The following is a 19,541-nucleotide window of genomic DNA, read 5'->3' on the forward strand; positions in this document are numbered from 1 at the left end:
CTCGATCGGATACATGGATTGTAGACGATCACGAGCACATGGTCGATGCAAAGCGCGAGGTCGGGCAACACCGTTGCTCAATCTTTATGTGAATATCTTTTAAGTCATTGAATTGACGTGCGGAAATAGCCCGCCGAAAAGGTCGTGAAATTGGCGTTTTTTGCTGGTTTCCGTTATAAAGTGACTTTATCGATTCTGTTGAGAAAGAAATCTGAATAGTGTCAGATCAAACGCCTCCACCCGGTTCCGACGATATGAATGGTGGCCCAAACGGCGGCCCTAGCGGTATCGAACCGATTTCCATCATCGAGGAGATGCAGCGCTCCTATCTCGATTACGCGATGAGCGTTATCGTGAGCCGTGCGCTGCCCGATGTGCGCGACGGCCTGAAGCCCGTGCATCGCCGCATTCTCCACGCCATGAATGAAATGAACCTCGCCTATAACCGCCCGTACCGCAAGTCGGCGGGTGTGGTCGGTGAGGTGATGGGTAAGTATCACCCGCATGGCGACGCCTCTATTTATGACGCCCTCGTGCGTATGGCGCAGGATTTTTCCATGCGCGATCCGCTGGTCGACGGGCAGGGCAATTTCGGCTCCATCGACGGCGATCCGCCGGCGGCGATGCGTTACACCGAATGCCGTCTGGAAAAGCTTTCCGAATCCATCCTGTCGGATATCGACAAGGACACGGTCGACTTCCAGGACAACTATGACGGTCGCGAGCAGGAACCTGTGGTCATGCCTGCGCGCTTCCCGAACCTGCTTGTCAATGGTTCGGGCGGTATCGCTGTCGGCATGGCGACCAACATTCCCCCGCACAATCTGGGCGAAGTGATCGACGGCTGCGTTGCGCTGATCGACAATCCGGCCATTGAACTGGCGGAACTGATGGAAATCATTCCGGGACCGGACTTCCCGACCGGCGGCATCATCCTTGGACGTTCCGGCATCAATTCCGCCTACACGACCGGACGCGGTTCGGTCGTCATGCGCGGGCGCGCCACGATCGAGCCGATGCGCGGCGACCGCGAAGCCATCATCATCACCGAGATACCTTATCAGGTGAACAAGGCTTCGATGATCGAGAAGATGGCCGAGCTGGTGCGCGACAAGCGCATCGAGGGCATTTCCGATCTGCGCGATGAGTCCGACCGCGAAGGCTATCGCGTCGTGGTGGAGCTCAAGCGTGACGCCGTTGCCGATGTCGTGCTGAACCAGCTTTATCGCTACACGCCGCTGCAAACCTCGTTCGGCTGCAACATGGTGGCGCTGAACGGCGGCAAGCCGGAACAGCTCAACCTGCTCGACATGCTGCGCGCCTTCGTCGTCTTCCGCGAGGAAGTCGTGACGCGCCGCACCAAGTTCCTGCTCAACAAGGCGCGTGACCGCGCGCATGTGTTGGTTGGTCTTGCAATCGCCGTCGCCAATATCGACGAGGTCATCGCGCTCATCCGCCGCGCTCCCGATCCGACGACGGCGCGTGAGCAGTTGATGGAACGCCGCTGGCCGGCGGCAGATGTCGCACCGTTGATCCGTTTGATCGACGATCCGCGCCACACCATCAATGAAGACAACACCTACAACCTCTCCGAAGAACAGGCTCGCGCCATTCTCGATCTGCGTCTGCAGCGCCTGACCGCGCTTGGTCGCGACGAAGTGGCGGACGAACTGAACAAGATCGGCGAGGAAATCCGCGATTATCTCGACATTCTTGGTTCGCGCCTGCGCGTGATGACCATCGTCAAGGAAGAGATGATTGCGGTTCGCGACGAGTTCGCAACCCCACGCCGCACCGAAATCGGTTTCGGCGGCGCCGAAATGGATGACGAAGACCTGATCGCCCGCGAGGATATGGTCGTCACCGTCAGCCATGCAGGCTACATCAAGCGCGTGCCGCTGACGACCTATCGTGCGCAGCGCCGCGGCGGCAAGGGCCGCTCCGGCATGGCCACGAAGGACGAGGATTTCGTTACCCGCCTGTTCGTGGCCAATACGCATACGCCGGTTCTGTTCTTCTCCTCGCGTGGCATCGTCTACAAGGAGAAGGTCTGGCGTCTGCCGGTCGGCACGCCGCAGTCGCGTGGTAAAGCGCTCATCAACATGCTGCCATTGCAGCAGGGCGAGCGCATTACCACCATCATGCCGCTGCCTGAGGATGAGGATTCCTGGGCAAATCTCGACGTCATGTTCTCGACCACGCGCGGTACGGTTCGCCGTAACAAGCTGTCGGACTTCGTTCAGGTCAACCGCAACGGCAAGATCGCGATGAAGCTCGAAGACGAGGGCGATGAAATCCTCTCGGTCGATACGTGTACGGAATTCGACGACGTGCTTCTGACCTGCGCCGGTGGCCAGTGCATTCGCTTCCCCGTCACCGATGTGCGCGTCTTTGCGGGCCGCAACTCCATCGGCGTGCGCGGCATCAATCTGGCCGATGGCGACAAGGTCATCTCCATGGCGATCCTGCATCACGTCGATGCGGACGCGGCTGAACGCTCGGCCTATCTGAAGCGTTCGATTGCCGAACGCCGTGCCCAGGGCGCGGATGACGCGGATGATATCGTGGTGGTTGGCGAGGAGGTCGGAAACGAAACCGAGCTCAACGAAGAACGCTATCAGGAGCTGAAAGCGCGCGAACAGACCGTGCTGACGGTTAGCGAATATGGTTACGGCAAGCGCTCCTCGTCCTACGAGTTCCGCGTTTCCGGTCGTGGCGGCAAGGGCATCCGCGCCACCGATACGTCGAAGACCGACGAAATCGGCAAGCTCGTCGCCCTGTTCCCGGTCGAGGCAAGCGACCAGATTCTGCTCGTTTCGGACGGCGGACAGCTTATCCGTGTGCCGGTTGACGGCATCCGCATTGCCGGACGTTCCACCAAGGGCGTCACGATCTTCAACACGGCGGACGGCGAAAAGGTCGTTTCGGTCGAACGCATTTCCGAAACGGACAGCGACGAAGAAAACGGCGGTGAGGGCGATGCGTTGCCGGAAGGTGAAGCACCGGTCGCGGGCAGCGAAGAATAAGCTGAAAGCCCGGGTCTGGCGGTTTTGCGGCGGATAATGCAACAAAACAACGGAACCGGGCTTTTGGTATAGATCAATGAAAAAGGCCGATGGCGGGAACCATCGGCCTTTTTCAGATGCCAAGACTGGAGGAATTGGCGATCACACAAACTCTTATCCAGCAAGCTCCAACACTATCGCGTGAGCTCAGCTAACTCCTAGCGCGAACGCATGTTGCGCAGAGTATTGATGTCGAATGCGACATGACGCACGCGCTGACGCTTGGCTTCATTCTCTTCGAGAAGCAGTATGATTGCCGAGGCAGCCATTGCGACCATCATGGATAATGCCAGAAGAAAGATCATCATCGTGTTATCCTTTCGACATACATACGCTTCAAAAGCGAAAAGGTTGCACCAAACTTGCGCCTATTTTGGTAAATCGGTTGTGAATTTGCCGTGAAATTGCGGTTCATATCGCGTTCATCTGTTTTCTTGGTTTCTGTTTCCTTAGCGCTGTGGTTCTTGTTGAAAATCCCGTCAGAAAAGGCTAGCTGGAAGAAATGACAATCGCGATTTATGCGGGTTCCTTCGACCCGGTGACCAACGGCCATATGGATGTCCTGAAAGGTGCCCTGCGCCTTGCCGATGAGGTTATTGTCGCGATTGGCGTTCACCCCGGAAAAAAGCCTCTCTTCACTTTTGAGGAGCGCGTGGCGCTCATTGATGAAAGCTGCAAGGCCGTGCTGGGGAAGGACGCAGGCCGGCTTTCCGTTATTTCCTTCGACGGTCTTGTTATCGACGCGGCCCGCATGCACAGTGCTCAATTGATGGTGCGCGGTTTGCGCGACGGCACCGATCTCGACTATGAAATGCAGATGGCAGGCATGAACGGCACCATGGCGCCGGAATTGCAGACCGTGTTTCTTCCGGCAGACCCGGCAGTGCGCACGATTACCGCCACATTGGTTCGACAGATTGCCTCCATGGGCGGTGATATAAAGCCTTTTGTTCCGGCGGCTGTCGCTGCCGCCCTGAACGCCAAATTCAAATCCTGACCACAGGGAGTTTTTCGATCATGTCTTTCGTTCGTTCAGCGCTAGCCGCTGCCGCCTTCTTCGCGCTCTCGCAAGGCGCAGTCCATACCGCTTCTGCCGCCGAAAACACCGTGGTTCTCAAGCTGAAGGATGGCGACGTGGCCATCGAGCTTCGTCCCGACCTTGCGCCAAAGCATGTTGCGCAGATCGAAAAGCTGGTCGGCGAGGGCGCTTACAACGGCGTCGCCTTCCACCGTGTCCTTCCGGGCTTCATGGCCCAGACCGGCGATGTAAAGTTCGGCAACATGGACAAGAACTTCGATGCATCACGCGTCGGCACCGGCGGCTCTGACTATCCGGATATTCCGGCAGAATTCTCCAAGGAACCTTTCGTTCGCGGCACGGTGGGCATGGCCCGCAGCCAGAATCCGAACTCGGCCAATTCGCAGTTCTTCATCATGTTTGCGGACGGCTCATTCCTCAACGGCCAGTATACGGTGGTCGGCAAGGTTGTCAGCGGCATGGATGTCGTCGACAAGATAAAGAAGGGCAGCGAAGCCGATAATGGCGCCGTGAAAAACCCCGACAAGATCATCAAGGCCACGCTTCAGGCCACCAAGAAGTAAATACAAGGAGAGGCCCAATGGCTTACAAAGACCCTGAAAACACGCTCGTTCTTGAAACCACCAAGGGCAATGTCGTTCTGGAGCTTTATCCGGATCTCGCGCCGGACCACGTTGCGCGTATCAAGGAACTGGCGCGCGAAGGCGCTTATGACGGCGTTGTGTTCCACCGCGTGATCGATGGCTTCATGGCCCAGACCGGCGACGTGAAGTTCGGCAAGACGGGCGGCGCTCATTTCAACGGCTCGCGCGCTGGCATGGGCGGTTCGGACAAGCCGGACCTGAAGGCGGAATTCTCCAACACGCCGCACAAGCGCGGCACCGCCTCGATGGCGCGTTCCGCCAATCCGAACTCGGCCAACTCTCAGTTCTTCATCTGCTTTGCCGATGCTCCGTGGCTCGACCGCCAGTACAGTGTCTGGGGTCAGGTCATCGAAGGCATGGACAATGTCGACAAGATCAAGCGCGGCGAACCGGTCTCCGATCCGGACCAGATCGTGACGGCGCGTATCGCTGCCGACATCTGATCCTGCCTGTTTCAAAGAAAAATTACGGCTCCGGTTCATGCCGGGGCCGTAATAATGAGGTCTATCATGCGTGTTGATCTTTTTGATTTCGATTTGCCGGAAGAGAGCATCGCTCTGCGCCCGGTCGAGCCGCGTGACCACGCCCGACTGTTGCGTGTCCGTCCCGGCCAGCCATTCGAGGATCGACAGGTATTCGAACTGCCTGATCTGCTGCAAGCCGGCGATGCGCTTGTCTTCAATGATACCAAAGTGATACCGGCACAGCTTGAAGGCATGCGCGAGCGCGACGGCAATATAAGCCAGGTCAGCGCCACGCTGCATATGCGTACCGGCGCCGATCGCTGGAAGGCTTTCCTCCGTCCGGCCAAGCGCGTGAAGGAAGGCGACCGCATCCGTTTCGGCCATTCCGGATCGAGCTGCTTCCTCGGCACGCTTGATGCCACCGTGGCGGAAAAGGGCGATGCGGGCGAGGCGCTTCTGGTGTTCGATCTTTCCGGCGCCATGCTGGACGAGGCGATTGCTTCGGTCGGGCACATTCCGCTGCCGCCTTACATCGCATCGAAGCGCGCCGAAGACGAGCGCGACCGCAAGGATTATCAAACGGTCTATGCGCGGGAAGAAGGCGCGGTCGCAGCCCCCACGGCCGGGTTGCATTTCACGCCGGAGCTTCTGGAAAAGATCAAGGCCAAGGGCGTTGAAGAACATTTCGTGACGCTGCATGTGGGGGCGGGGACTTTCCTGCCGGTCAAGGCCGATGACACGGCCGACCACAAGATGCATTCGGAAATCGGCCATGTGTCGCAGCGCACTGCCGATGCGCTCAATGCCGTTCACGAGCGGGGCGGCAGGATCGTCTGCGTCGGCACCACATCCCTGCGGCTGATCGAAAGCGCGGCGGGTGAGGATGGTATCATCCGTCCATGGTCGGGTGCGACCGATATTTTCATAACCCCCGGCTATAAGTTCCGGGCAGTTGATCTGCTGATGACCAACTTCCATTTGCCGCGCTCGACGCTGTTCATGCTCGTATCTGCCTTCAGCGGTCTCGACACGATGCGCGCCGCCTATGACCATGCCATCAGTAACGGTTATCGCTTCTACTCCTATGGCGACGGCAGCTTGCTAGAGCGAGCCGACAAAGCTAAAGACACCGCATGACTCTGGAAAACCTAAAGACAAGCGAAAACTTCGAATTCAAGGTGCTGGCAACCGACGGCGCCGCTCGTCAGGGCGAGATTTCCATGCCGCGCGGCGTGGTTCGCACACCTGCCTTCATGCCGGTCGGTACGGCGGGCACGGTCAAGGCCATGTATATGGACCAGGTGAAAGAGCTTGGCGCGGATATCATCCTTGGCAACACCTATCATCTGATGCTGCGGCCCGGCGCTGAACGTGTGGCCCGTCTGGGCGGCCTGCACGAGTTCGGCGGCTGGAAAGGCCCGATCCTCACCGATTCGGGCGGTTTTCAGGTCATGTCGCTCGCGCAATTGCGCAAGCTTGACGAAAATGGCGTGACATTCCGCTCGCATATCGACGGCAAGCCTTATGAGATGACGCCGGAACGGTCCATCGAGATACAGGGACTGCTCGATAGCGATATCCAGATGCAGCTCGATGAATGCGTGGCGCTGCCTTCGCCGGAAAAGAACACCGAGCGCGCAATGGAATTGTCGCTGCGCTGGGCCGAGCGCTGCAAGGTCGCTTTCGGCAATCAGCCGGGCAAGGCGATGTTCGGCATCGTGCAGGGCGGCGATGTTGCGCGTCTGCGCGAAAAATCGGCGGAAGCGCTGAAGGCCATGGACCTCAAGGGCTATTCGGTCGGCGGGCTTGCGGTCGGCGAACCGCAGCAGGTCATGCTCGACATGCTGGAAGTCGTATGTCCGATCCTGCCATCGGAAAAACCGCGCTACCTGATGGGCGTCGGTACGCCGGATGACATTCTGAAATCCGTGGCACGCGGGATCGATATGTTCGATTGTGTCATGCCGACGCGGGCAGGCCGCCACGGCCTTGCGTTTACGCGGTTCGGCAAGGTGAATTTGCGCAATGCACGCCATGCCGACGATCATCGCCCGCTCGATCCGGAATCGGATTGCCCGGCATCGCGCGACTACAGCCGCGCTTATCTGCATCATCTGGTGAAATCGGGGGAAGCGCTCGGCGCCATGCTCCTGACATGGAACAACCTGGCCTATTATCAGTATCTGATGAAAGGCATCCGCGCATCGATTGCCGGGGGACGCTTTGCCGATTTCTCCACCGAAACCTCGGAAGGATGGGCGAGGGGCGATATTCCGGCCCTTCTGTAATATCTCCATGCTACACAAGGAGGAGCATCCCGGTGTCCCGCTCTGAACGCCTCCTTGGGCTTTTGCAATTACTCCGCACCTATCGTCGCCCGGTAAGCGGGGCGACGCTGGCGCAGGAGCTCGGTATCAGTATTCGCACGCTGTATCGGGATATCGCGAGCCTTCAGGCGCAGGGCGCAGTTATCGAAGGGGAGCCGGGATTGGGTTATATCCTGCGTCCCGGCTTCATGTTGCCGCCTATCATGTTCAGCCAGGAAGAAATTGAAGCGTTGGTTCTGGGCGCGAGATGGGTTGCGGACAGGGGAGACGCCGAACTGGGCGCAGCTGCACGCAATGTTCTTGCCAAAGTGGCAGCAGTAATGCCGGAGGATTTACGCGTTACGCTCGAAGCGGTAAGCCTTCTTGTCGGCCCCAGCAAGAAAGATGCGGTCGATCAGGTGGATGCCGCCGCTCTTCGTAGCGCCATTCGCTCGGAAAGAAAAATCACCATATTCTATAACGATGCGGCCAGTACTTCGACCGAGCGCCTGATCTGGCCGTTCGCTCTGACTTTTTTCGATCAGGTGCGGGTAGTGCTCGCTTGGTGAGAAATGCGACAGGATTTCCGACATTTCCGTACTGATCGCATCGCCAGATTGAGCGTTGAGAGCGATCGCTACCCCAAACGACGTTCTGCGCTCCTTAAAGAGTGGAAGACCCGTCAGGGGATCGTCCGGAATTTCGATTGATACTGCCGGAAACTGACAGTGTGTCTTCGTAGTGTTGCTCGTATCCAACCAAGGAGCGACAACAATGAACCATCCGAATTTCACAATTCTATACGTAGAGAACCCTCTATCGAGCGGTCGCTTTTACACAGAACTGCTTGGGATTGAGCCTATCGAAGCCTCACCGACTTTTGTGCTCTTTCTGTTGAACAACGGTCTGCTGCTGGGACTGTGGTCCAGGCACACGGTAGAACCGGCTGCTGATTCCGGCGCGTTTGGTGGTGAGATCGCTTTCCGGTACGCGAGTTATGAAGAGATCGACAAGATATATGCAGACTGGACCGCGCGCGGGATTTCCAACTTGTCCAAGCCGCAAACATTGGAGTTTGGACGCTCGTTTGTGGCAATTGATCCAGACGGACATCGCCTGCGCGTATTTTCTCCGGCCGCAAGATGATACGAATCAGAGGAAGAAAAACCACCGGGACGCATCTCGCCGATGCGTCTCAGGCAAGCGGCCTATCCGACCGTCAACATGTTCTCCAGACGACAGAGAACGGCGCGCTGTTCTTCATCGTCCAGAATTTCACATTCCATCAATTTGGAGCATTCCAGCCCGGCGACGGCCAGATAGACGATCAGCGCCGTATCGGAATCGGTCGTGTCCTTGATCATGCGGTCGAGGAAAGCCCTGTGATATTGTCGGACAGGCACCATGAAACCGGGGTCTTCGGCAAGCGCGGCAAGAACGCCACAGGCAGGAGGTTCCTCATCGGCCTGCACCCGGTAAACATCCAGAAATGCCCGCGCCACACGGTTTTTATCGCCTTTCTGAAGTGTCTCATGAACCTCCATGGCGTGTTCATGCTCTTTCATGTATTCTTCGACCACCGCTTCGAGCAGTTTGGCCTTGGTCGGAAAAGTATAAAGCAATCCGCCTTTTGAAAGCCCCGCACGGGCTGCTACGGCATCGAGAGAGAGGTGAGCAGGGCCGATCTCACGGGCAAGCTCGATAGCAGCGCGCAAAATACGTTCGCGCGACGAGACTTTCTTTTTAGTTGGCAACTTACTGGTGTCTCCTGACAGTTCGAGTGTTGACAATACCGTCTGGACGGTACAGTTATTCGCCACTTTCATTCAAGTAAAATACGCGCGACCTTTGCGTGAATGCGAAAGAAGGCGCCGCGGCCAATCCCCCAACCCTGATCGATCAGGGAGCCATCTGGAGTGCATCCGCAATGATCAAGCGCCTTATACTGGCAATAATATTCCTCGTGATCGTCGTCGGAGGCCTCGTCGGCTTTAACCTGTTCCGATCACAGGCCATCAAGGACTTCTTCGCCAACATGCAGCAGCCCGCCCAGACGGTTTCGACCGTCACGGTGGAGCCAGGCGTCTGGAAGCCGGGTGTCGAGGCCATCGGCACGGCCAACGCGCTCAATGGTGTTGACCTGACCGTGCAGCTCGACGGCGTCGTGCAGAAGATCAACTTCAAGGCCAATCAGGAAGTCAAGGAAGGCGCCCTGCTGCTTCAGATGGAAGACAGCATTCAGAAGGCGGACCTCGCAGCCGCTGAAGCCGAAGCCGTTCTTGCCCAGCAGAACCTGAAGCGAGCTGATACGTTGCGCACCCGTGGCGTGGGTGCGGTATCGAATGTCGATACGACAGCTTCGGCCTCCGATGCTGCAAGCGCACGCGTTGAGAAAATGCGCGCAACGCTCGCGCAGAAGTCGGTCAAGGCTCCGTTTTCCGGCGTTATCGGCATCTCCAAAGTCGATCTCGGCCAGTATCTGACCCCCGGCACGGTCATCGCCACGCTGCAGAACACCGACGTGATGCGTATCGACTTCACGGTTCCTGAACAATCGCTGACGTCCATCAAGCTCGGGCAGACCGTCAAGGTCGGTTCGACGGCGGACGCGCTCGACTTTACGGGCAAGATTGTCGGCATCGATCCGAAGATCGACCCGACCACCCGTCTCGTTTCCGTGCGTGCCGAAGTGCAGAATCCGGATCACAAGCTGACGCCGGGCCAGTTCGTGCAGGTTCGTGTCGAACTGCCGGAAGAAGACAATGTCATCGCTCTTCCGCAGACCACGATCATCTCCAGCCTTTACGGCGATTATGTCTATGCTGTCCGTCCGGAACAGAAGCCGGAGGGCGCGAAGGCCGCCGAAGGCGACAGCACCGCCAAGGCTCCGGCAGCTGATGCCAAGCCGGAAGAGGGTGAAAAGCAGGTGGCGCAGCAGGTCTTCATCAAGCTTGGACGCCGTTATTCCGGTCTGGTCGAGGTAACGAGCGGTCTCAAGGCCGGCGATATCATCATCACGGCAGGCCAGAACCGGCTTTCGCCCGGTGTTCCGGTGAAAATCGACAACACCGTCAATCCGATTCCGGCCAGCCAGCCGGCCGACAAGCAATAGGCGAACCCGATGAGCTTCTCCGATATCTTCATCCGGCGCCCCGTGCTTGCCACGGTGGTCGCCCTCATGATCATTCTGTTGGGCCTTCAGGGGATCGCGCAGCTTACGGTGCGTGAATATCCGAAGGTCGACGAAACCGTCATTACGGTAACGACCACATATGCCGGTGCGAGCGCCGATCTCATTCAGGGCTTCATCACCGCTCCGATTGCAGAAGCGGTCGCGACCACCGAAAACATCGATTACGTGACCTCTTCGAGCCGTCCCTCGTCAAGCACCGTGACGGTGCAGATGAAGCTCGGCGCAAACCCTGACGCGGCGCTGACGGAAGTCATCGCCAAGGTCAATCAGGTTCGCGGCGACCTGCCGGACGAATCCGATGATCCGGTCATCGTCAAGGGCACGGGCCAGAACTTCGCCACCATGTATCTGGCGGCGCAGAACCCGAACATGACGAGCGAACAGATCACCGAATATCTGGAGCGCGTTATCCAGCCGCGCATGTCCACCATTCAGGGCGTTGCAAAGGCTGAAATCCTCGGCGGCCAGGTCTATTCGATGCGCGTCTGGCTGGACCCGATCCAGCTTGCGGCCCGCCAGATCACGGCGCCGGAAGTTCTGGCGGCCATCAAGGCCTCCAACTTCCTGTCGGCTCCTGGCACGACGAAGAACGAATATGTTGCGTCTTCGATCACGCTGAAGTCGACCTTGCAGACCCCGGAAGCCTTCGGCGCCATGCCGATCAAGGCATCGGGGGATGACGTCGTTCGCCTGCGTGATGTGGCGCGGGTCGAACTCGCGGCGAAAAGCACCGACACCATCGTTTCGTTCAACGGCTCAGCGGGTACATTCCTCGGCGTCTTCCCGACACCGGCGGCAAACCCCATCGACATGGCGGCGGCTGTCCGCAAGGAGCTTCCGTCCATCCAGGCATCGCTGCCGGAAGGCATGTCGCTCGTTCTGGTCTACGACGCAACCGAACAGATCAGCTCGTCGATCAAGGAAGTCTTCACGACCATCGGCGAAGCCGTGGCCATCGTCATTCTGGTCATCATCGTCTTCCTCGGATCGTTCCGTTCGGTGCTGATTCCGATTGTCACGATCCCGATTTCTCTGATCGGCGTGTGCTTCTTCCTTTATGTGCTCGGCTTCTCGATCAATCTCCTGTCGCTGCTTGCCATGGTTCTCGCCATCGGTCTTGTGGTCGACGACGCCATCGTGGTTCTGGAGAACATCCACCGGCATATCGAGGAGGGCCTGAGGCCCATTGACGCCGCGTTCAAGGGCATGAAGGAAATCACCGGCTCGATCATCGCCATGACGATCACGCTGGCGGCAGTGTTCGCACCGCTCGGTTTCACGGGCGGCCTGACGGGCGCTCTGTTCCGGGAATTTGCCTTCACGCTGGCCGGTGCCGTCATCATCTCCGGTATTGCCGCCTTGACGGTTTCGCCGATGATGTGCGCCCGCATGCTCAAGCACGGCGACCAGAGCCGGTTCCAGAAGTTCATCGACCGGACCTTCTCGCGTTTCGAGAAGTGGTATCACCGCCGCGTCTCCAACTCGCTCAACTATCGCGGCATCACGCTGATGATCGTTATTGCGCTGATGGGCCTGACGGGGTTCCTGTTCATGAACACGTCGAGCGAACTGGCACCGGAAGAAGATTCCGGCGCGCTGTTCTCGATGTTCCAGGCTCCGCAATATGCAACCTCGGCCTATACCAATCTCTACGCCGAACAGATCGACGAACTGACCAAGGATCTTCCTGAACTGAAGACCCGCTTCCAGATCGTCGGCATGGACGGCGGCACGACGTCCGGTATCGCGCTATGGGTTCTGAAGGACTGGAACGAGCGCACGCGTTCGCAGAAGCAGATCCAGGAAGACCTGACCGCACGTATCTCCAAGGTCGCAGGTGTCGAAGCCTTCATCTTCGCGCCTCCGTCCCTGCCGGGAACGGGTGGCGGTCTGCCGATCTCGATTGCGCTGCAATCGACCGGCCCGGCCGATCAGGTCTTCGAACTCGCCGAGGAAATCAAGAACGAAGCGCAGGCTTCGGGCCAGTACATCATCGTGCAGAACTCGCTCTCCTTCAACGCACCGCAGATCACGATCACCATCGACCGTGACCGTGCGGCGACGCTGGGCGTGCAGATCAGCGATATCGGCTCGACACTGGGTCTCCTGACCGGTGGCGCATCGGTGGCGAAATTCGACCGCGATTCGAACAGCTATGACATCATCACGCAGGTGCCTGATGTCTACCGTTCGAACCCGGAAAAGCTGGGCGACTTCTATGTGCGCAGCGTCTCCGGCTCGATGATCCCGCTGTCTTCGGTCATCAAGGTCAGCCAGAACGCATCGCCTGCCGCAATCGAACAGTTCAACCAGCTGAATTCGGCAACGATTTCGGCGCTGCCACTGCCGGGCGTCACCACCGGGCAGGGCCTGCAAACCCTGGTCGATCTGGCCAAGTCCAAGATGCCGGAAGGCTTCTTCCTGGATTATTCCGGCCAGTCGCGTCTGGAAGTGGAGCAGGGCAACACGATCCTGATCGCCTTCGGCCTCGCCGTGATCGTGATCTATCTCGTGCTTGCGGCGCAGTTCGAAAGCTTCCGCGATCCGTTCATCATCATGATGTCGGTTCCGCTGTCGATCTTCGGTGCCATCGTGCCGCTGAATATCGGCCTCGGTACCCTCAACATCTATACGCAAGTCGGTCTCATCACCCTTGTCGGGCTGATTACCAAGCACGGCATTCTGATGGTCGAATTCGCCAATCAGCAGCGCCGCCTGCATGGCCTGTCACGCCGGGATGCAATCATCGTCGCGGCTGAAACCCGCCTGCGTCCGATCCTGATGACCACCGCGGCCATGGCGCTCGGCGTCGTGCCGCTCATCATCGCGACCGGTGCCGGTGCGGCTGCTCGTTATTCGATGGGCCTCGTGATCTTCACCGGCATCGTGATCGGTACGATCTTCACGCTGTTCGTGGTGCCTATGTTCTACACCTTCATCGCGAAGAAGGATGTGGAAGGCGAGTATGTCGCGTCCTCCGAAGAGGGCGGCGAACCGGCTCCAGTGCAACATCACTGAAACTTGCGTTGAACCAACGACAAGGGGCGGCCTAGAAATAGGCCGCCCTTTTTTGTTCTGCTGACGTTGCGAATGCGGCGTTCCAACCCATATGAGCCAGTATGATACCTTTGTCCGTTCTTGATCTTTCGCCCGTTCCCGAAGGCAGTGATGCAGCGCAGTCGCTGCACAACACACTGGAACTTGCGCAACATGCCGAACGGCTCGGCTTTCACCGTTACTGGCTCGCCGAGCACCACAATATGCCGGGCATCGCCAGCGCGGCGACATCCGTGGTTATTGGTTACGTCGCGAACGGCACCTCGACCATCCGCGTCGGTGCAGGCGGCGTCATGCTGCCCAATCACGCACCCCTAGTGATTGCCGAACAGTTCGGCACGCTGGCGTCGCTGTTTCCGGGCCGCATCGATCTCGGTCTTGGACGCGCTCCCGGCACCGACCAGATCACCGCCCATGCCCTTCGACGCAATCTCGACAGCGATGCAAACGCCTTTCCGCAGGATGTGGTCGAGTTGCTCAACTATTTCAAACCTGCCGAACCGGGCCAGCGCGTGCGCGCCGTGCCGGGTGAGGGGCTGAATGTGCCTGTCTGGATTCTCGGTTCCAGCCTGTTCGGCGCGCAGCTTGCCGCCATGCTGGGATTGCCATACGCATTCGCCTCGCACTTTGCGCCTGCCGAGATGGAACGCGCCATTGCGCTTTATCGCGAGCGGTTCGAACCATCGGAATATATGCAGAAGCCTTATGTGATGCTGGGCCTCAACGTCATCGCTGCCGATACGGACGAAGAGGCGAAATATCTTTTCACCTCGCAGCTACAGGCTTTCGTGAACCTGCGCAGCGGCCGCCCCGGCAAGCTTCCGGCACCCGTCGAAGGCTATATGGAACGGCTTGATCCGGCAGCACAGGCGCTTGTGCGCCAGATGCTGTCATGCCGCGTGGTCGGTGGACCGGAGACAGTGGCGCAAGGCATCAAGGCCTTTGCGGAGAGCACCGGCGCCGACGAGCTGATGTTGACCGGCATGATCCACGATCACAAGAAACGCCTGCGTTCATACGAGATCGCAAGTCGATCAATCGCCTGACTTGCCAGTCTCCATGTCTGCATAGACCAGATAGCGAAGCGGGCCAGGAGTAATCGCATCGAACGGGTAACAGGTCGCCAGCACGAGGTGGCGGCCTTCGCGGTCCGGCGCGATCCTCGCCTCATCCCACCGCACCACGGCCATGTGGCTGACGCGATAGGAAACCGTCTTTCCGTCGCTGCGAGTGACGAGTATCTGGTCGTTCTCCTCGACATTCTTCAGAAATGCGAAATGCGTGTCGCGATGCGCGGCATAGACGGCCGTTCCCCGTTCGCCCGCCATCGGCGTGTTGTCCAGATGGCCGGGGCCAAAAGCCAATGCCTGCCCGCTGGCGCCTTTCAGGGCAATGGCTGATTCTTCAAGCCGCGGGACTTCGATACGGGCTACCGGCCAGGTATCCGCCCAGTTCCACGGTTTGACGGGAGCGCCTGTTTCAATGCTCTCCGCAAAAGCCCGTTCAAGCAGGATTTGTGCGACAAACGCTTTGGCATGTATCCAGATACCCTGACCGGAAAGTACCAACCCCATCGCGACAAGCATCATGCCAAGCGCGGGGAGAAGGGAGCGCCTCAGCGCGCTCCCCGTAACAAACTGACTGACAGCCATCACACATTCTCCCTGCGACGGAAGAACCAGAGGACGAAGAGCCCAACCAGCATCGAACCGAGGCCTTGCATGAGCATGAGCGTCGCCGGCGTTGCCGTCTGCGGCAGCGGAAGGGGCTGCGATGGCGATGAAGGTGAAGCAAGGCGCTCATGGCTGCGAACAGGGGCGCTCACGCCCTTCACATCCATACTTGCATGCTCCTCGACATTGCGTTCCGCACGGATGCCGAACAGCTTGTCATAATCCCAGCCAGCAGGCAGTTGCAGCGGAATATCGGCGCGGGTGAGCGGTGTGTTGGCCGGTCGCGACGGCGTCTTGTCGACCGCCACGAGGCTCGTCAGCCGGCTAACCAGATGATGTTCCAGTGCGAGGCGAAGAATGCGCGCATCGGCGGCGTCCTGAGAAATCTTGCCAAGGGTAAGTTCCACTTCGGCGTCATCAATCTTGCGGCGAGCCCACAATTTTGAAATGCCATCCGCATCCATTGCCTGATCGAGCGGCAGATTGACTGTCCATGGACGGCCATCAATCTGGCCTTCGATGACAAGGTTTCCGGCTGCCTTGCCCATCCGTGCAGCGATAACCAGTGGTTCGCCACGATAGAGGTCGGGCAGAATGGATGGGGTCATGCTTACATTCTTTTCCGAGAAATTGGCCTTCAGATCGGTAACAGCAGGGTTTTCAAGCTTGTCGAACAGAGCCCGCATGCGTTCGTCCACTTCCGCCGCCGACCCGATATGGGTGAAGGTTCCGCGTCCAAGCTCCGCCGCATGGTTCATCAGATAGGAGTTGGGGGCAGAGCCGATACCGACCATGAAGATACGAGAGCGCCCCCGACGTGCTGCAATGGCATCCAGCAATTGCTGCTCATTGCTGATTTCGCCGTCGGTCAGAAACACGATCTGGCGCAATCCGTTACCCCGATGGCTGTCATCAAGCGCTGCATGAAGGGCTGGCAGCATTGCCGTACCGCCTTGCGCTTCAAGGCTGGTCACGAAACGGCGGGCGGAGGCGATATTCTGCTGATTGGCCTCGACCGAATCCTCGAAGAACCTGGTCAGCGTGTCGTCGAAGCGGATCACGTTGAACCGGTCTCCGGGCTGAAGATGCGACAGTGCATAATCCAGGCTGGCCTTTGCCTGTTCGATGGAAGTACCGCCCATCGATCCGGAATTGTCGATCACGAAGACGACTTCACGCTGTGCCTTTTTTGCGCTGGCAACAGCCGGTGACGTGACATAGGCAAGCACATAGTCGTCCTTGCCGATATGTTCGCGGAACAGCCCGACCTGCGGTGCATCATTTGTAACAGCACTCCATTCCAGAACGAAATCGCGGTCTGCAGCAGCGGTGCCGTCCAGCGTAATCTCTCGCATGGCGTCATTCGCCGCATCGATCCTGACCTTGTGGTAAAGGCTTTCAACCTTGCCAAGCGGGAAGCCGGGCTTCAGTTCGACCGAGATGCTCACAGGATTGGTCGGCAGTTCAGCCGGGGGAGCTAGTGGCGTTACAATCGGCGCATTATAAGGATCGGGCTTGCCAGCGTCGCTCGACTTGCCCCAGCCATTCTGCATTTCGACTTGCTGGACAACGGGTGAGGCAATGTCCGGATTGTAGCGCGGTGCAACGACCAACGGCACACGCAGCGAAAAACGCTCATCGGCAAGCCGCACCGCCTGCTGATATTCGATCTGGATGACAACTTTTTCGTGCGGGCCGATGTTGGCAACCGCATTGGTGAACACGTTCGGCCGCTGCTGTTCGATCAGCGTGGCTTTCTTGCCTTCGCTTTTCGCCTTTTCATATATTTCACGGGCTGCCAGCTTCTCCTTGATGTCAGCGACAATCACGCGATCGCCGATAACCATCTTCAACGAATAGACTGCACTTTCTTCGGGCAACGGAAAAACATACAGGGCTTCGACGAAACTGTCGGTCGGGTTCTCGAATGCCTGCGTCAGCCGGGCTCGGGCTGTCGGCCCGCTCACATCGAGGTTGACGTCCGTCGCAAGCCGGGGTGCTTCGACATAACGCCCGGCTTCGCTTGTTTCCAGCAGAAGGCTGCCGGATTGAACCTCGTTCGGGGTGACCAGGGCGGCTGTCTCGGCGCGCGTCTGGACTATCTGCAACAGGCAGAAAATGACGGCCAGCGCGGGCAGCAACGCCATGTTGCATAACCAGACGAACGAACAGAAGCGGGAGAGTACCCCACCTCTAATGCTATGATTTGAAAGACTTGTCGCGGGTGACATGACATGCTCCTTGTTCACCTCGAAGAACTGGAGCCATTGTCGCCGGAGCGGCTGTTTCCACTCCAGCGTAAGCTTTGCCAAGTTTCAGCCGTCCCTTTCCGCAAACCGCCTTGCCCGTTACGCATATGTGTGGAATTGTGAAGAAAAGTACGCAGTTCAGGATAAGCCATGTCCGATCAGGACTCTCACCTTCCCGACCAGATCAATACCCGCGTTGCCGTTCGGGTTCGTGAGGAAATCGCAAGACGGCGAATTTCGCGCCAGCTTTTGGCCGATGAAGCGCGGATCAGTCTTTCGACATTGGAAAAGGCGCTGTCGGGCCACAGGCCCTTCACGCTCGCAACGATCATCCGGCTCGAACAGGCAATGGGCGTCGCCCTGCGCGAGCAGGCGGGTGAAGCTCCTCAACTGACCAGAAATGGCAACAGCCACGCAGCGGAAGAACTGGGGGCCTATTCGCGCGCCTCGGTTTCATGGCTCGAAGGCGATTACCTCACCTTGCGTCCGTCCTTCGGCGAGGACAAGGCGCTCTTCGCCTACATCACGGAGATCGGTTGGGATTTCGACGCCGGACATCTCAATTTTCGTGAGCGGGAACGTTCCGACGTTTCGTTCTCGCAACAGGGAGCGGTCTCCGTTCCGCACCTTTCGGGGCACATCTATCTGGTCACGAATACGTCCGGCCAATATCGCATGGCCGTCCTCTCCCGCCCCAGCATCACGGGTGAAATGTTTGGTATCCTGACGACGTTGCGGGCCGGGCAGGGCGCACATCTGACACCCGTTTCGACGCCGCTTGCGCTCGTGCCCATGCGGCAATTCACTAGCCCCTCATTCGGGCGTATACGCGCGGACGATCAGTCCTTCGCCGACTATGCGGCGATCCTGCGCAAGACCCTGAACGACGGCTATGCAGGTTTCGTGGCCGGGTGAGCCGCATTCTCGCTTTTGATTTCCGCCAGCAGCCAATCCCGGAAAGCAGATACAGCCGGAGTGCTCGAACGAGCCTTCGGCGTCACAAAGTAATAGCTGCTCGGGCTTCTGACCGTATGCTGGCAGGCGACCACAAGCTGTCCGTTCTCGATTTCAGCCCGTATGAGGAAAAGCGGCATCAGTGCCACGCCCAGACCGGCAATGCAGGCCTGCGAGACATTTGAAAACTGCTCGAAACGCATCCCCGGAGAAACCGGGGCGGCGATATCGAGGCTCTTGAACCAATGATCCCATGCGCCGGGGCGTGACGCCATGTTGAACAAAGGGAGCGGCAGAAGGTCGGTCGGCGCCTGCACGGGATGTTGCTGGAGAAAAGCGGGACTGCACACAGGCGCCACCGTTTCATCCATAAGGAAGACACTGTCGGCATTGGGCCAGTCCGGCTGGCCGATATGGATCGCCGCATCCAGCCCTTCGCGATCAAAGTCGAACTGGCCGATACGGGTCGCAAAATTCAGGATGATATCCGGATATTTTGCCACGAAACGCGGTATGCGCGGTATCAGCCAGCGTGTCCCGAATGTCGGCAGGAAGGCCAGATTGAGCGTAGTGCCGCGCATCTGCGACATGACTTGCAGTGAGGCGGCCCGAATGGACGCGAGCGCCGGCCCCACGGCCTTGAGATAGGCGCGTCCGGCATCCGACAACACCACATGGCGGCTGGTGCGGTCGAAAAGTGCTGTTCCGAGCTGTTCTTCAAGCGTTGCAATCTGTCGGCTCACCGCGCCTTGCGTCAACGACAACTCCTCGGCCGCAGCCGAAAAGCTCTCATGCCGCGCAACGGCATCGAAGGCGGCAAGCGCACTGGTGGAAGGAAGCAGGCGTCGGGAGATCGAAGTCATCATCCATTACTAAATGGAATAGATCGATGAGTAA

General features: G+C 58.6%; 16 protein-coding genes and 1 pseudogene. 12 read left to right on the top strand and 5 right to left on the bottom strand.

All coding sequences use genetic code 11. The annotated features are described in order from the left end of the window. Positions 1–254: 254 nt before the first annotated feature. The gene (gene gyrA, locus ACOWVS_RS05615) at positions 255–3,026 is read left to right on the top strand and encodes a DNA gyrase subunit A (protein ID WP_021585118.1); all 2,772 of its coding nucleotides are present in this window, start codon (positions 255–257) and stop codon (positions 3,024–3,026) included. A 197-nt stretch (positions 3,027–3,223) separates the two neighbouring features. Here gyrA and ACOWVS_RS05620 read toward each other — a convergent pair whose 3' ends face one another. Continuing rightward, on the bottom strand, positions 3,224–3,373 hold the full coding sequence (locus tag ACOWVS_RS05620) for a hypothetical protein (RefSeq protein ID WP_006466792.1): 150 nt from the start codon (positions 3,371–3,373) through the stop codon (positions 3,224–3,226). A 194-nt stretch (positions 3,374–3,567) separates the two neighbouring features. Between ACOWVS_RS05620 and coaD the strand changes: the two genes are divergently transcribed. From coaD to ACOWVS_RS05655, 7 genes and pseudogenes are all read left to right on the top strand, one after another. Further along, entirely contained in the window at positions 3,568–4,062 is a 495-nt protein-coding gene (coaD, locus tag ACOWVS_RS05625; protein WP_006470447.1) for a pantetheine-phosphate adenylyltransferase, read from the top strand. A 20-nt stretch (positions 4,063–4,082) separates the two neighbouring features. Further along, positions 4,083–4,667 carry a peptidylprolyl isomerase gene (locus tag ACOWVS_RS05630; RefSeq protein WP_006470448.1) on the top strand — a complete coding sequence of 195 codons (585 nt, stop codon included), beginning with the start codon at positions 4,083–4,085 and terminating at the stop codon, positions 4,665–4,667. A 17-nt stretch (positions 4,668–4,684) separates the two neighbouring features. After that, a complete protein-coding gene (locus ACOWVS_RS05635; RefSeq protein ID WP_006466795.1) occupies positions 4,685–5,191 on the top strand; it encodes a peptidylprolyl isomerase in 507 nt (168 codons plus the stop codon). A 66-nt stretch (positions 5,192–5,257) separates the two neighbouring features. Then, entirely contained in the window at positions 5,258–6,349 is a 1,092-nt protein-coding gene (queA, locus tag ACOWVS_RS05640) for a tRNA preQ1(34) S-adenosylmethionine ribosyltransferase-isomerase QueA (RefSeq protein WP_006470449.1), read from the top strand. Beyond that, positions 6,346–7,500: a tRNA guanosine(34) transglycosylase Tgt gene (gene tgt, locus ACOWVS_RS05645; RefSeq protein ID WP_006470450.1), complete on the top strand. Its 1,155-nt coding sequence runs from the start codon at positions 6,346–6,348 to the stop codon at positions 7,498–7,500. Before queA ends, tgt begins: the two co-directional genes overlap by 4 nt. Positions 7,501–7,532: 32 nt before the next feature. Further along, a pseudogene (locus ACOWVS_RS05650) lies at positions 7,533–8,228 on the top strand (helix-turn-helix transcriptional regulator). 64 nt (positions 8,229–8,292) lie between these two features. Further along, positions 8,293–8,664, top strand: a complete 372-nt coding sequence (locus ACOWVS_RS05655; protein WP_006470452.1) for a VOC family protein — start codon at positions 8,293–8,295, stop codon at positions 8,662–8,664. 62 nt (positions 8,665–8,726) lie between these two features. On the opposite strand, the gene ACOWVS_RS05660 is transcribed toward ACOWVS_RS05655, so the two are convergent. Beyond that, positions 8,727–9,272 carry a TetR/AcrR family transcriptional regulator gene (locus ACOWVS_RS05660; protein ID WP_006470453.1) on the bottom strand — a complete coding sequence of 182 codons (546 nt, stop codon included), beginning with the start codon at positions 9,270–9,272 and terminating at the stop codon, positions 8,727–8,729. 173 nt (positions 9,273–9,445) lie between these two features. Here ACOWVS_RS05660 and ACOWVS_RS05665 point away from each other — a divergent pair, with 173 nt between their 5' ends. The 3 genes from ACOWVS_RS05665 (at position 9,446) to ACOWVS_RS05675 (ending at position 14,814) form a co-directional block, all read left to right on the top strand. Beyond that, the gene (locus ACOWVS_RS05665; RefSeq protein ID WP_021585120.1) at positions 9,446–10,630 is read left to right on the top strand and encodes an efflux RND transporter periplasmic adaptor subunit; all 1,185 of its coding nucleotides are present in this window, start codon (positions 9,446–9,448) and stop codon (positions 10,628–10,630) included. Between the two features lie 9 nt (positions 10,631–10,639). Next, positions 10,640–13,729, top strand: a complete 3,090-nt coding sequence (locus ACOWVS_RS05670; protein WP_021585121.1) for an efflux RND transporter permease subunit — start codon at positions 10,640–10,642, stop codon at positions 13,727–13,729. A gap of 101 nt (positions 13,730–13,830) precedes the next feature. Then, positions 13,831–14,814 (top strand): LLM class flavin-dependent oxidoreductase, encoded by a 984-nt coding sequence (locus ACOWVS_RS05675; RefSeq protein WP_021585122.1) that lies wholly within the window; start codon positions 13,831–13,833, stop codon positions 14,812–14,814. Here the strand turns inward: ACOWVS_RS05675 and ACOWVS_RS05680 are convergent. Together ACOWVS_RS05680 and ACOWVS_RS05685 are read right to left on the bottom strand one after the other, a co-directional pair. Further along, positions 14,803–15,420 carry a class GN sortase gene (locus ACOWVS_RS05680; protein ID WP_021585123.1) on the bottom strand — a complete coding sequence of 206 codons (618 nt, stop codon included), beginning with the start codon at positions 15,418–15,420 and terminating at the stop codon, positions 14,803–14,805. The two genes, ACOWVS_RS05675 and ACOWVS_RS05680, sit on opposite strands and share 12 nt — an antisense overlap. Beyond that, positions 15,420–17,672, bottom strand: a complete 2,253-nt coding sequence (locus ACOWVS_RS05685) for a marine proteobacterial sortase target protein (protein WP_036592399.1) — start codon at positions 17,670–17,672, stop codon at positions 15,420–15,422. The genes ACOWVS_RS05680 and ACOWVS_RS05685 overlap by 1 nt, the downstream gene beginning before the upstream one ends. Positions 17,673–17,840: 168 nt before the next feature. Between ACOWVS_RS05685 and ACOWVS_RS05690 the strand changes: the two genes are divergently transcribed. Next, a complete protein-coding gene (locus ACOWVS_RS05690) occupies positions 17,841–18,605 on the top strand; it encodes a helix-turn-helix domain-containing protein (protein ID WP_021585125.1) in 765 nt (254 codons plus the stop codon). Here the strand turns inward: ACOWVS_RS05690 and ACOWVS_RS05695 are convergent. Then, positions 18,581–19,507: a LysR family transcriptional regulator gene (locus ACOWVS_RS05695; RefSeq protein WP_021585126.1), complete on the bottom strand. Its 927-nt coding sequence runs from the start codon at positions 19,505–19,507 to the stop codon at positions 18,581–18,583. The two genes, ACOWVS_RS05690 and ACOWVS_RS05695, sit on opposite strands and share 25 nt — an antisense overlap. Positions 19,508–19,541 lie beyond the last annotated feature (34 nt).

Origin of the sequence: Brucella sp. IR068 (assembly GCF_049065885.1) — a bacterium.
Classification (GTDB): domain Bacteria; phylum Pseudomonadota; class Alphaproteobacteria; order Rhizobiales; family Rhizobiaceae; genus Brucella; species Brucella intermedia.

Coding starts and splice junctions, on each gene's coding strand:
- gyrA (WP_021585118.1), top strand. CDS start 255: ATGAATGGTGGCCCAAACGGCGGCCCTAGCGGTATCGAACCGATTTCC.
- ACOWVS_RS05620 (WP_006466792.1), bottom strand. CDS start 3,373: ATGATGATCTTTCTTCTGGCATTATCCATGATGGTCGCAATGGCTGCC.
- coaD (WP_006470447.1), top strand. CDS start 3,568: ATGACAATCGCGATTTATGCGGGTTCCTTCGACCCGGTGACCAACGGC.
- ACOWVS_RS05630 (WP_006470448.1), top strand. CDS start 4,083: ATGTCTTTCGTTCGTTCAGCGCTAGCCGCTGCCGCCTTCTTCGCGCTC.
- ACOWVS_RS05635 (WP_006466795.1), top strand. CDS start 4,685: ATGGCTTACAAAGACCCTGAAAACACGCTCGTTCTTGAAACCACCAAG.
- queA (WP_006470449.1), top strand. CDS start 5,258: ATGCGTGTTGATCTTTTTGATTTCGATTTGCCGGAAGAGAGCATCGCT.
- tgt (WP_006470450.1), top strand. CDS start 6,346: ATGACTCTGGAAAACCTAAAGACAAGCGAAAACTTCGAATTCAAGGTG.
- ACOWVS_RS05655 (WP_006470452.1), top strand. CDS start 8,293: ATGAACCATCCGAATTTCACAATTCTATACGTAGAGAACCCTCTATCG.
- ACOWVS_RS05665 (WP_021585120.1), top strand. CDS start 9,446: ATGATCAAGCGCCTTATACTGGCAATAATATTCCTCGTGATCGTCGTC.
- ACOWVS_RS05670 (WP_021585121.1), top strand. CDS start 10,640: ATGAGCTTCTCCGATATCTTCATCCGGCGCCCCGTGCTTGCCACGGTG.
- ACOWVS_RS05675 (WP_021585122.1), top strand. CDS start 13,831: ATGATACCTTTGTCCGTTCTTGATCTTTCGCCCGTTCCCGAAGGCAGT.
- ACOWVS_RS05680 (WP_021585123.1), bottom strand. CDS start 15,420: ATGGCTGTCAGTCAGTTTGTTACGGGGAGCGCGCTGAGGCGCTCCCTT.
- ACOWVS_RS05685 (WP_036592399.1), bottom strand. CDS start 17,672: ATGTCACCCGCGACAAGTCTTTCAAATCATAGCATTAGAGGTGGGGTA.
- ACOWVS_RS05690 (WP_021585125.1), top strand. CDS start 17,841: ATGTCCGATCAGGACTCTCACCTTCCCGACCAGATCAATACCCGCGTT.
- ACOWVS_RS05695 (WP_021585126.1), bottom strand. CDS start 19,507: ATGACTTCGATCTCCCGACGCCTGCTTCCTTCCACCAGTGCGCTTGCC.